We start from the raw sequence: 12,689 nt of genomic DNA, 5'->3' as shown, positions 1-12,689 counted from the left end.
TTAGACTAACATGGTCACTGGATTTTCGATATACCCTTTTAAGGTTTGCAAAAACTGTGCTCCAGTTGCGCCATCAACCGTTCTATGGTCACAGGCAAGTGTTAATTTTATCGTATTCCCTGGGACTACTTGTCCGTTTTTAACTACCGGTTTTGAAACAATAGTACCAACGGATAAGATTGCAGAATTTGGCTGATTGATTATTGATGTAAAACTTTCAATACCAAACATTCCTAAATTTGAAACTGTAAACGTACTCCCTTCCATCTCTGCTGGTGTCAATTTCTTAACTCTTGCACGTCCGGCAAAATCTTTTACAGCATCCCCTATTTGCGGTAAGGTTTGCTCGTTAGCAAATTTAACTACGGGTACGACTAAACCATCCTCGACAGCAACTGCTACGCCAATATGTACATGGTTGTTTAATTTCATTTTATCTGCAAACCACTGAGAGTTTACTTGTGGGTGTTGGCGTAAGGCTAAAGCACAAGCTTTAACAATCATATCGTTATATGAAATTTTAGTGTCAGGTAATGAATTATACTGGGCTCTAAAGGCCATAGCATTATCCATGTCAAACTCTACATTTAAATAATAGTGCGGTGCAGTGAATTTAGATTCTGCTAAACGTTTCGCAATTACTTTACGCATTTGTGAATTCGGCTTCTCATCAAAGTCTTCTTGACCTGATGCTACGAATTTCGCTGCAGAAGCAGACGATGCCACTGAAGTCGTAAAGTTCTCTATATCGCGCTTTACTACCCGTCCATTTTCTCCTGTACCCTGAACTTGAGCGATATTGATTCCTTTTTCCTCTGCCATTTTTCTGGCCAAAGGCGATACAAAAATACGACCATTAGCACCTGTGCTACTTTGCACTTCTCTAGACGTTTCAGAACCGCTTGATTTGGTTTCTGATTTACTTTCCTGCTTTGGAGCTTCAGTCTTTGTCTCTTCTTTTTTAGTTTCTTTAGAACTCCCTTCTGTTTTAGCAGAAGTATTTCCTTCTATTTTAAAGTCTTTAGCAATACCAGAAACATCTGTTCCTTCTGGGCCAATAATGGCTAATAATGAATCTACTTTTGCTGATTCTCCTTCATCCAAACCAATATATAGCAAGGTTCCTGATTGAAACGATTCGAACTCCATAGTCGCCTTATCGGTCTCAATTTCTGCTAAAATATCTCCTTCTTCAACCTTATCCCCTACTTTCTTTAACCACGTTGCAACAGTACCTTCTTCCATTGTGTCGCTTAGACGTGGCATAGAAACAACCGTTACGCCTTCTGGAATATCTGTAGATGCTTGGGTTTCTTCTTTGGTTTCAGAAGGGTCCTCTTTCTGGTCTTCCGTTTTACTTTCCTTTTTATGGTCTGATGCTTCTTCTTTAGATTCCTCTTGATCTTCCTTAGACTCTTTATTATCTTCCGACTTACTTCCTTTTAATAACTCAGAAATATCTTCATCTTCTTCCCCAATAATAGCTAATAAGGTGTCTACTTTTGCTGTTTCGCCTTCCTGAATACCAATGTGTAACAAAGTGCCTTCGTTAAAAGACTCAAATTCCATAGTTGCTTTATCAGTTTCAATTTCAGCTAATATGTCTCCTTCTTCAACCTTGTCTCCAACTTTCTTTAACCAGCTGGCTACTGTACCTTCCTCCATCGTGTCGCTTAAACGCGGCATGTTTATTACTTCTGCCATAGCTTATTTTATTTTATGCTCGATAAATGGGTAATCTTCTTGTTCATAAACGGCATCGTACATGACCCTTTTTTCAGGATATGGAGATTCTTCTGCAAATTTCTCACACTCAGAAACTAATGCCTTTACGCGCTTATCAATGACTTTAATTTCATCTTCAGTGGCGTATTTTTTATCTAATAAGATTTGTTTTACTTGAGTAATAGGATCTACTTTCTTGTATTCTGCTACTTCATCTTTTGTTCTATAATGTTGCGCATCTGACATCGAGTGTCCTCTATACCTGTATGTTTTTACTTCTAAAAAGGTTGGTCCGCCACCAGTTCTTGCTCTAGTAATTGCTTCGTCAAAAGCTTCGGCAACCTTAATAGGGTTCATTCCATCTACTGGACCGCAAGGCATTTCGTAACCTAAGCCCAACTTCCAGATGTCTGTGTGGTTTGCCGTTCTTTCAACTGAGGTTCCCATGGCATACCCATTGTTCTCACATACGAACACTACAGGTAAATTCCAAAGCATTGCTAAGTTAAAGGTCTCGTGAAGTGAACCTTGCCGCGCTGCACCATCTCCAAAACAACAAATAGTTACCGCATCTTTATCGTGGTATTTGTCTCCAAATGCAATCCCTGCACCTAGAGGAATTTGACCTCCAACAATACCGTGTCCTCCATAAAAACGATGCTCTTTAGAAAAAATATGCATAGAGCCCCCTAAACCTTTTGAAGTTCCTGTTGCTTTACCAAATAGCTCTGCCATAACCCGTTTAGGATCTACACCCATACCAATAGGCTGTACGTGATTACGATAGGCCGTAATCATTTTGTCTTTTGTTAAATCCATAGCGTGTAAAGCGCCTGCTAAAACAGCTTCCTGACCATTATATAGGTGAAGAAACCCTCTTACTTTTTGCTGAATGTAAACGGCGGCAAGCTTGTCTTCAAACTTCCTCCAGAATAACATATCTTCATACCACTTTAGGTAAACTTCTTTTGTGATTTTTTGCATTTAATCTATTATTTAACGCCATACTAATGCTCCTGATTTGACTTCAAGCCAGTTCTTCATGAGATACCAATATAAAATTGGCATAAGCGATAACAAAAGTAACACTTTAGTTAGTAATAAAAAAGATTGGAAATCGTAAAGTTTTACGAAATCGTTATAGATTTGACGCGTCGAAACTAAATGGCAATAAATTAGCTAGCGAACTTGATTTCATGACGCTTCCAGTCTCACCCATAAAATAGATTTCAATTGGTTTCTCTTGCTTTATTTCATATTCTGCAATAGACTGCCTGCAAGCGCCGCATGGCGGGATTGGCTTATCTGTTTTTTGATTTTGGGAAGCAGCAGAAATTGCCATTTTTAGCACTTTTGCCTTTGGATATTTTGCCCCAGCATAAAAGATAGCTGTACGCTCTGCACAAAGCCCTGAAGGGTAGGATGCATTTTCCTGATTGCTTCCAGAAATTATTTCACCATTATCTAATAATAAAGCAGTACCCACATGAAATCGTGAATAGGGCGCATACGCATTATCTCTAGCCTCTATAGCTTTATGCATCAATTTTTGAATAGCTTCAGGAGTCTCTTTCAGAGATTCAAAAACGAAGAGTGTAGATTCTATTTTTACTTCTTTCATTAAACTTATTTGATACCAAGATATGAAACTATTTTAGACATAAAAACTATTGCGATTGGCAATAGTTTTTATGTTTTAAGCGAAATATACTTTTAATACTCTTTATATTCTCCTGCTCCTAGATTAAAGGTAAGTGAGAAACGTAAGGTACTTTCTAACGGACTTTGCACTTTAGATGCAGAGAACAAATAAGATAAATCGATATTCATAACATTGTATTTAAACCCTGCTCCTAAAGCAAAAAAGTTACGCGCACCTTTTGTTTCATGCTCATTAAAATAACCCAATCTAAAAGCAAAAGATTCCTGATATAAGTATTCAGCTCCTATTGCATAGGTGAATTCTTTTAATTCTTCTTTTCCTCCACCTGGCGCATCACCAAAAGACTGAAAAACACCCGAGATGAAATCAACATCATTGTCTTGACCTTCTAATACAAAATCATCGTCTGTACTCACCGCTTCATCACCAGAATTAAATTCGCCATCGTTATTATTGTCAATATACTCAAAACGTTGCGCTGTAATTGGTGGCGTAGGCACTAATAATTTGGAGAGTTCTAAGGTAACACCTAACTTATTATATTGATCAAAAATAAAATCGAAGCCACCTCCTAGCCTAAGATTTGTAGGTTGAAAATTCTCTTGTCCGCCCTCATCGTATTTAAATTTTGGCCCTAGGTTTTGAATCGCAAAACCACCTCTCCAGCGACCATTAAAGTCATTATAAGCTTTTTCTTCACTTTGATAATATCCCGTGATATCTACTCCAAAAGTACTTGCTGCATTAATATCATTCCCTCCTGTATTTAATTTCAAATCTGAACGTAAATAACGCATGGCTACACCCATACCGAAATGATCATCCAATCTTAATGAGTAAGATATATCTAGGGCTAACTCGTTAGGCTTTTGAATTAATGGTTCAGAAAATTCATCATCTACAAATTCAATTTCTCCCAAACTAAAATAAGTCAAACTAGCTCCAAAAGCACTTTGTTCATTTATTCTATTAAAGTAAGAAACATAACCTATACCAATATCATTAACCAACTTACTAAGGTATGGTGTATAGCTTAAAGAGAATCCTGATTTAGCAGTAGAAAACACATATTTTGATGCATTCCATTTTTGAGAAAAGGCATCCGTAGATGTTGCAACCCCCATATCTCCCATACCCGCAGCTCTTGCATCTGGTGCAATTAACAAAAATGGCATTCCGGTTGTAATTACCCTTGAGTCTTGATTAGGTGTTATTTCTACGACTGTATTTTGCGCATCCAAGTTAAAAGCGAAAACAAGGACTAATAATGTAAAAAGATTTAATTTCATGGATTAATTTTATTTAGCAAATATAATTTTTTATTAGAGTATAACAAGTTTCTCTATTTTTTCAACCGTTTTATTTGTTGCACTGGAGTGTACTTTTAACTTATAGATATAGGTACCTTTACCTATCTTATCTCCAAAATCATCACGCCCATCCCAAACAATGTCTCTAGAAGTTGAAGCCGTCGACTTGATTCCTGCTCCATTAGTGCTACCATTCAAGGTTCTTACTAATTTACCTGAGATCGTAAAAATTTGAACCGATACATCCAGGTTTTCAGAGCTATTATGACTAAACCAAAACTCTGTATAGTTCACAAAAGGATTTGGATAATTTAAAACGTTTTCAATTATCAAATGCGCATCTTCGTTAAAAACTCTAAACTGTAACTCTGAAGTTGATGAATTATTGTAAACATCCCAAGCTTTTAGAGAAAGTGTATGCAAACCAGGTTCTAAATCTCTAAAAGGGAAACTCAAATTCCCTCTGGTGTAATCATCTAATTCTGTAACATAATAATTGTTTAACACAAAAGGATTCACTTCGTCCCCATCAATTACAGCAACAATATCATGTCCAATACCACTAGCCGTATTAATACCATTTTCATCTTGTAATTTAACTAAAAGGGTTGGCGACTCATTAGTGACACCTCCTGAGACAAAGTTTTCATCATTCATGAAGACGTTTATAACTGGACCTTGATTATCTTCTGCTGCACTCTCATTAATACCTCCTATTTGTAGTGTATTTATTGCTGCCCCACTTTGATCTTTAGCCGGATTGTCTGTTGACGCATAAAAACTCACTTTACCATAACCCACAGGAATACCAATATCTCTAGGCACAATAAAATCGAAATCAAACGCACCGTTAGTTACCGTTACTTGCCCTCTAAATATAACTTCACCTAAAGTCGTATAATCTAATTTTATAACTTGTCCACCACTCGTCGTATTATCATTACCTAGTGTTTGTCTTTGTATAGTCTTATCGAAAATAGTAGCAACCACTTTACCATTGTAATTAGTTAATACATTACCAGCTGGATCTGTTACTTCACCAGACAATTTGGCGTAGCTTAAAGCACTTAAAACCTCTGTTTGCTGGGTTATTGGTACATCATTAATTTTTGTTAGACGAACATCTGGGTCCGGAAACGCTAATTTTAAAGCAGGATCTCCAATGTAGAACACCAGATTTTTCTGATTAATATTAGTCACTGAAGGGTCTATTTTTGTCAATCTTAAAGCTTCTGCCATTGTAGGATATTCATAATCACTGTAGGTATCATTATCGCTATAAGAGAATAAATATTCTTCTAGTTTTTTATTGAATGTCACACCAACACTCACAAAAATTTGCCGTGTTGTGGTAATTAAACTAATCGCCCCTCCCTTTTCATTCCAATATATCAATTCTCCTGCGGTAACTCTTAACGGGTTATCAAATCTTGTGTACTCGCAAGTAACCGTAACAAAACAAGTAAGTTTGCATTCATTTCTTAATCCTTCAGCATCTGATTTTTCAAAAACACGCTCAGAGGCCAAACCATCTTCACCGCCATGCCCAAAATAATTAACTACTAATGCCCCATTTTCTATAGCATCTGCAATAGCTGAAGTGACTGCTGGATAACGATCGCCTCCTGAAGAGGATTCCTGTTGATAAGCATCAGCATGTATTTTAACAGCATTAATAAATGGTTTTTGAGTAGTAATCTCATCGGCTATTTCATCTGTAGTTTCCTGAAGTTCTCGCTCCCAGGCCACATCAACATCATCTGAAATAGCAATAATATTATTCCTCCAGTTACCAAAAGCCGCTTTAGAATAGTAGGTCTCTATTTTATCAACCATTTTTTTTGCACGTTGTGGCGAATCTGCAAGTATTCTACCTACTGCTATATCCAATTTATCTGAAGTCGCTAGAGTACCTTCATTAGCATCCATCATACCATAAAAATCGTCTGAAATAAAAGAGCTTGTTAAATTTAAGCTCGAATAGGCATTCCATAAAGGCATATTATAGGTGTTATCAGAAATCCTTCCTTTATAATCAAAAGAACTGTCTCCAAATAAACATAAATATTTTACTCTATTTGCCGGATTACTCGAATTATCATAGACATACTTAACAAAATTCCTAATGGCTGAAATATCACTATTTCCAGTACTAAATTCATTATAAATACTTTCAATAGTGACTACCTTTACATTTAAGTTATTTTTTGTTCTATTAATCTGCGCCAGACGTTGCGCTTGACTTAAATGTGTGCTGGGGGTAATCATTAAATAATCGACATCTTCAAAATTACCTTGCGCATTTTTAAATATAGTCCCTTTAATATTTTGATTTGCAACATTAGGATTAGACACTGCAATAGCACTATAATAGTCGGAAGGTGTCACTGCAACGTATGTTTTTAAGCTCCCTAAATTGGCTTTAAAACTTATAGAAGCTTGATTTTCATTAACTTTTGAAGTAATATTATTAGTATCTGTAATGTCCCAAACTTCAGAAACACCTGTTGCATTAGAAATAATGTAATTACCAATGCCAGAGGTCTGAGCGGTACTCTTGTTGTAAAATTTTAATTGATTACCAGCATGCGTTAAAGCTCTCGTCGCCTCAAGAGAAATATAATCTAAATAACCAACAGCACTTGGATTACCAGCTTTATTATAATTTATTTGAACCGAAACATTGTCTGAAGAAATAGTTATGTTATTATTAAAATTACCTTCATAAGCAAAATTAGAATCATTTGAAGAAATACCTGAAATTGGAAGGTTTGTTATAAAATTGTTATTTACCAAAACTTCAAAGCTAGTTGCTATTGAAGAAATAGCAGCAGTATAGACTTTAAACTGAACTGGTTCTGTTACAATTAAGTTAGGGAAATTAAAGCTGAATGACTTATTCACTTCAATATCAAACTTATCACCAAACCAGCGTCTTCCAACTAAAGCTAATGTAAACTCATCTACTTCATGAAATTGATAATCTTGAAATGTATTTATTTGCACTGAAGCTGAAGCACTGGGCTCCACCATGGAATTGATTCGTTTTCCTGGCCCAGAACCAATATTAATGTAATAGTAAGCAATATCCTGATACGGATTAATATTAGTATTAATAGCAGGGTTTTCAACAATACCCTTAGGACCAACACCATAAAACAAGATATAATCTTCATCGTTAAAAACTCCGTCAGCTTCACCTACAATTTTAATAGCGTTCTCTACAGGATCAAAAGGATAATTTATATCATTTAAATAAGGAATCATTCGCCCTCCATTACCATATATGCGAATAGTTCTGGGATCTATGGCATTAACGTTAATCCCTGTTTGTTGTAAAAAACTTTTAGACAATCTAAACACTCCAGATTTATCAATAGCAAATTTATACCAAGAACCTGTGTTAAGTACTGAATTACTAATTGGGAAATTAGTCCTATTTAGAGCGGTATTGGCAGCTGTTGCATTTTTATAATTTACAGTGAAGGAAGTGACCTTTTTATATTCCCCTGTTGCAGACTTTATAATTGCTGAAACTTTTAATACTGCAAAGCTTTTATCTCTCGCTATAGCGTTTTTTAATTCAACTGTTATTTTGGAAGGAACCGTTTTTAAGTCTAACGCTTTTAATTCTGCTTTAGAAATGGGTTGATAATTAACGTTTGAAAGCTGCACACTCTTCTCATTTATGTAAGTGTTCGTTTTCCATTGTGATACCACTTGTAATCCATCACTAAGGCTGTAACTGTAATTCTCTTCAGGAGAAAAATGCGGAATAGCTATAGTATAACCGCTTGTGTTAATGGTTTTACTGGCATTCCATGTTATGTTAAACTTCTTTTGCTGAGAATACACAACACTACTTAATAATACTATGGTAATAAATAATATCTTTTTCATTGCTTATATTAACGTCTATATTACTCTGTTATTATTATAATTTTAACATTTTCATAAAAACCTTTCAAAAATACAATAATAATATAATAAAAACCACGTTATAGTGTCTGAAATCATCGATAAAACACACAAAAAACATCGATGTAAAGCATATAATTAGGATGAAATGCAATTTTTTTTATTCAAATTTCACAAAAAAGCTTGTAGAGTTATGTATAATTGTTATATTGCGTCTCCAAATAAAACAGAATTAGCTACTTAAACGTATCAGTATGAAAAAAGTAATCGTATCGAGGATTTTAATATTATTAGCAGTGTCGCTAACCTTGGTTGGTTGTGGCAGATCATCTGGCGGATCAAATACCTCCAGAGGAACAGGTTGGGAAATTAACGCCAAAGAAGGTGGTTTCCAATACAACACTCAGTTTAAAGAACAAGAAACATCTCCGGGTTTAGTATTTGTTGAAGGTGGAACATTTACAATGGGACGCGTTCAAGATGATGTTATGCATGATTGGAATAATACACCCAATCAACAACACTTACAATCATTCTATATGGATGAAACAGAAGTAACTAATTTAATGTATATGGAATACTTAGATTGGATTAAAAGAGTTTATCCACCAGAAGATGAAAACTTCCGCAGAATTTATGATGGTGTTGTACCAGATACGTTAGTATGGAGAAATCGTTTGGGTTATAACGAAGTAATGACAGAAAATTACTTACGTCACCCTGGCTATGCAGAATATCCTGTAGTAGGTGTTAGCTGGATTCAAGCTGTTGAATATGCGAATTGGAGAACAGATCGTGTTAACGAAATGTACTTACAACAAGAGGGCTACTTAAAACAAGACAGCCAATATGAAGCAACTGCTGATGCTAACTTTAATACCGATACTTATATCAACTCACCAACACAAACCTTTGGTGGAAATGAAGAAATAATCAAGCCAGGTAAATCAAGAAACATTCAAGTGGATGCTGAGGGCAATGAAACAGGTGTTTATGCTTCAAGACAAACAGGTGTTATTTCTCCTAAGTATAGACTACCAACGGAAACAGAATGGGAATATGCTGCATTAGGTTTATCTGAAATTAGAAGTTACAACGTTTATAGAGGACGTAAAAAATACCCTTGGGATGGACAATATACACGTTCTGGAAAACGTAAAGTACGTGGTGATCAATTGGCTAATTTCAAGCAAGGAAAAGGGGATTATGGTGGAATTGCAGGCTGGTCTGACGATGGTGCCGATATTACTGCACAAGTAAAATCTTATGAACCAAACGATCACGGCCTATATGACATGGCTGGCAATGTTGCAGAATGGGTAGCAGATGTTTATCGTCCAATTGTTGATGATGAGTTTAATGATTTCAACTATTATAGAGGTAATGTTTATACTAAAAATGCAATCTCAGAAGATGGTACGGTTACTATTGTAACGACCAGTGGTATCGTATATGATACTTTACCAAACGGAAGGGTAATCGCTAGAGATTTACCTGGTGAAATTGCTCAAGTTCCTGTAAATGAAAACGAAACTTACCTAAGAACAAACTTCGACAGAAGTGATAACCGTAACTTTAGAGATGGAGACAGACAATCTTCAAGAGGTTACAGTCAAAGTTTTGATGATGAAGTTGAAGGAAATGAAAACACAGCTGCGGTTACACGCAAAATGTATAACTCTCCAGATCATAGAGTACAGTATGATTCAACTGGAACATTGGTTAGAGAATGGGATAAGTCTAACAGAAGAACGTCTTTAATTAACGATGAAGTAAGAGTTTATAAAGGTGGTTCATGGAAAGACAGAGAGTACTGGTTAGATCCTGCACAAAGACGTTATTTCCCACAAAGTATGGCTACAGATTATATAGGCTTTAGATGTGCTATGTCAAGAGTAGGTTCTAAATCTAAAAGCAAGAACAAAACTAAAAACTAGAAATAATTTTTAAAATATTTTAAAAGTCCTAACACACCGTTAGGACTTTTTTTATACATTTATTTTATGAAAATAAAAGACCTCTACATTTTATTCCAAGACTGTGACTCTGCATGCACAGACACCAGAAAGGTTAAAAAGAACGATCTATTCTTTGCTTTAAAAGGAGAACACTTTAACGGTAATACATTTGCAGAACAAGCGTTAACAAAGGGTGCCAAATATGCCGTAATAGATGAGGCAAAATACAAGACCTCTGACCAATATATCTTAGTTGACAATGTCTTAGAAACCCTTCAACTATTGGCCACGTATCATAGAACCTTTCTAAATATTCCAATAATAGCATTAACAGGGAGTAATGGCAAAACCACAACTAAAGAACTCATAAATGCAGCGCTTTCTCAAAAATATAAAACCACAGCTACAGTTGGTAATTTAAATAATCATATTGGTGTGCCTCTAACCTTATTGTCTATGACCCGAAACACTGAAATAGGCATCGTTGAAATGGGAGCAAATCATTTAAAAGAAATTGCGTTCTTATCCGCTATTGCTAAACCAGATTATGGTTATATCACAAACTTTGGAAAAGCACATTTAGAAGGCTTTGGAAGCGTTGAAGGTGTTATTCAAGGTAAAACAGAACTTTACCAATATCTAAAAGCAAATAACAAAGTAATTTTTGTAAATGCTAATGATGAAAAGCAAATGACATTGTCTCAAGGGCCAAAGGTTTATACTTTTGGAAAAGAAAATGAATGCGAAGTCACCGTGAATTTTATTGAGGCACAACCTTTTGTCACCTGTAAATTTGACAACCAAATTATCAAAACGAATTTAATTGGCGCGTATAACTTCAATAATGTTTCTGCAGCTATTTGTATTGCCAATTACTTTAAAGTCTCTGCTGAAGCCATTAAAAAAGCCTTAGAAACCTATACTCCAACAAATAATCGTTCGCAAATTGTTGAGAAATCAGGTTTTAAAATAATATTAGATGCCTATAATGCGAACCCAACAAGTATGGGTGCTGCACTTACTAATTTTGGACAACTGAAGGACCATTATAAAATAGCGTTTCTTGGAGACATGTTTGAGCTTGGTAATGAAGCTAAAAAAGAACATCAAACTATTACTGATTTAGCTTCTAATTTGAAAATAGACGAAATTATTCTAGTTGGAGAAAATTTTTATAAGACCGAAAGCCTTTCTGGTAAAACGAAACACTACCGCTCTTTTGAAGCATTAAAAAAGGATTTTAAAACCCCTTTAGATCAAGGAGCAACACTATTAATTAAAGGCTCTCGCGGCATGGCTTTAGAACGTATTTTGGATTTACTTTAAAGCTGGTCTAAAAAAGCCCTAAAAGCATTCCAATAGCCTACATGACCTTCTGTAGACTCCCATAATGCTCTTGAACCATGAATTCCTTTTTCGTTTGGTATGTAATGTGTTAAATTAGTTTTGGACATCTCTTTTACGAGCTGCGAAAGTGCTTCAGACTCTTCTTTGGATGACGTTACGAAAACTGGTTTCTGAAGCCCTTTAAGCATTTCCTGAACATGCATCCCTGTAAAATACTCGCCGGGACTAAAAGCTGCAACGGCAATTACTTTTTCATTTTCATTAGCAATTAATAAAGCCAGAGTAGCAGAATAAGAACTACCAACAATGAGTATTTGCCTATTGCCATTATTTTTATAAATATTATGTATTGCAGCTTCTATATCCTTTCTCGAATCAATATAATTTGTTGGTAAATCTTGTGCTTTTGCCAATTTTGCCGTTTCATTAACAACATCATCAACTTCATTTCCCGAACGTTGATCGATGGCCATTACCGTATACCCCATAGCATTCAGCTTTGATGCTGTATCCGTATATTCTGCTCGGCTATACCCTGCCTGATGACATAAAAGCATGGTAATGGGTGTGTTATCTACTTTGTATACATCAGCCGTTATAGGTAATCCATCAAGGGATGGAAACGTTATCGTTTCAGTCTTTATTGGTGCCACTTGATCGCTACTCATTGCTTCTTCTAAATTTAACGGTTGTAATTGTTTTTCTTCCTTACAGGCGAATACAATGCAAAACATACAGCCTAAAATTGTTGCCTTTCTCATAAGCCTA

General features: G+C 35.6%; 8 protein-coding genes. 2 read left to right on the top strand and 6 right to left on the bottom strand.

The annotated features are described in order from the left end of the window. From GQ46_RS13920 to porU, 5 genes are all read right to left on the bottom strand, one after another. Nucleotides 1-1,704, bottom strand: coding sequence for a pyruvate dehydrogenase complex dihydrolipoamide acetyltransferase (locus GQ46_RS13920; RefSeq protein WP_044403235.1), 1,704 nt, complete (start codon nucleotides 1,702-1,704; stop codon nucleotides 1-3). Nucleotides 1,705-1,707: 3 nt separating this feature from the next. After that, nucleotides 1,708-2,709, bottom strand: a complete 1,002-nt coding sequence (gene pdhA, locus GQ46_RS13915) for a pyruvate dehydrogenase (acetyl-transferring) E1 component subunit alpha (protein WP_044403232.1) — start codon at nucleotides 2,707-2,709, stop codon at nucleotides 1,708-1,710. A gap of 154 nt (nucleotides 2,710-2,863) precedes the next feature. Continuing rightward, nucleotides 2,864-3,346 carry a cytidine deaminase gene (gene cdd, locus GQ46_RS13910; RefSeq protein WP_044403228.1) on the bottom strand — a complete coding sequence of 161 codons (483 nt, stop codon included), beginning with the start codon at nucleotides 3,344-3,346 and terminating at the stop codon, nucleotides 2,864-2,866. A 92-nt stretch (nucleotides 3,347-3,438) separates the two neighbouring features. Beyond that, nucleotides 3,439-4,677, bottom strand: coding sequence for a type IX secretion system outer membrane channel protein PorV (porV, locus tag GQ46_RS13905; protein WP_044403227.1), 1,239 nt, complete (start codon nucleotides 4,675-4,677; stop codon nucleotides 3,439-3,441). 33 nt (nucleotides 4,678-4,710) lie between these two features. Beyond that, nucleotides 4,711-8,598 carry a type IX secretion system sortase PorU gene (porU, locus tag GQ46_RS13900; protein WP_044403226.1) on the bottom strand — a complete coding sequence of 1,296 codons (3,888 nt, stop codon included), beginning with the start codon at nucleotides 8,596-8,598 and terminating at the stop codon, nucleotides 4,711-4,713. Nucleotides 8,599-8,870: 272 nt separating this feature from the next. On the opposite strand from porU, the gene gldJ reads away from it, so the two are divergent. After that, nucleotides 8,871-10,553, top strand: a complete 1,683-nt coding sequence (gene gldJ / locus GQ46_RS13895; RefSeq protein ID WP_044403224.1) for a gliding motility lipoprotein GldJ — start codon at nucleotides 8,871-8,873, stop codon at nucleotides 10,551-10,553. Nucleotides 10,554-10,619: 66 nt separating this feature from the next. After that, a complete protein-coding gene (gene murF, locus GQ46_RS13890) occupies nucleotides 10,620-11,900 on the top strand; it encodes a UDP-N-acetylmuramoyl-tripeptide--D-alanyl-D-alanine ligase (RefSeq protein ID WP_044403221.1) in 1,281 nt (426 codons plus the stop codon). On the opposite strand, the gene GQ46_RS13885 is transcribed toward murF, so the two are convergent. Further along, complete coding sequence (locus tag GQ46_RS13885; protein ID WP_156133214.1) at nucleotides 11,897-12,682, bottom strand: alpha/beta hydrolase; 786 nt, start codon at nucleotides 12,680-12,682, stop codon at nucleotides 11,897-11,899. The genes murF and GQ46_RS13885 overlap by 4 nt on opposite strands. Nucleotides 12,683-12,689 lie beyond the last annotated feature (7 nt).

This window comes from Lacinutrix sp. Hel_I_90 (assembly GCF_000934685.1).
Lineage (GTDB): Bacteria > Bacteroidota > Bacteroidia > Flavobacteriales > Flavobacteriaceae > Lacinutrix.
The sequence above is the reverse complement of the archived record's forward strand: the minus strand, read 5'-3'. Positions and strand labels throughout refer to the sequence as shown.

Bases quoted from the DNA above. Each gene is read 5' to 3' on its own strand.
- murF (WP_044403221.1), top strand. From the start codon at position 10,620: ATGAAAATAAAAGACCTCTACATTTTATTCCAAGACTGTGACTCTGCA.
- gldJ (WP_044403224.1), top strand. From the start codon at position 8,871: ATGAAAAAAGTAATCGTATCGAGGATTTTAATATTATTAGCAGTGTCG.
- GQ46_RS13885 (WP_156133214.1), bottom strand. From the start codon at position 12,682: ATGAGAAAGGCAACAATTTTAGGCTGTATGTTTTGCATTGTATTCGCC.
- GQ46_RS13920 (WP_044403235.1), bottom strand. From the start codon at position 1,704: ATGGCAGAAGTAATAAACATGCCGCGTTTAAGCGACACGATGGAGGAA.
- cdd (WP_044403228.1), bottom strand. From the start codon at position 3,346: ATGAAAGAAGTAAAAATAGAATCTACACTCTTCGTTTTTGAATCTCTG.
- pdhA (WP_044403232.1), bottom strand. From the start codon at position 2,709: ATGCAAAAAATCACAAAAGAAGTTTACCTAAAGTGGTATGAAGATATG.
- porV (WP_044403227.1), bottom strand. From the start codon at position 4,677: ATGAAATTAAATCTTTTTACATTATTAGTCCTTGTTTTCGCTTTTAAC.
- porU (WP_044403226.1), bottom strand. From the start codon at position 8,598: ATGAAAAAGATATTATTTATTACCATAGTATTATTAAGTAGTGTTGTG.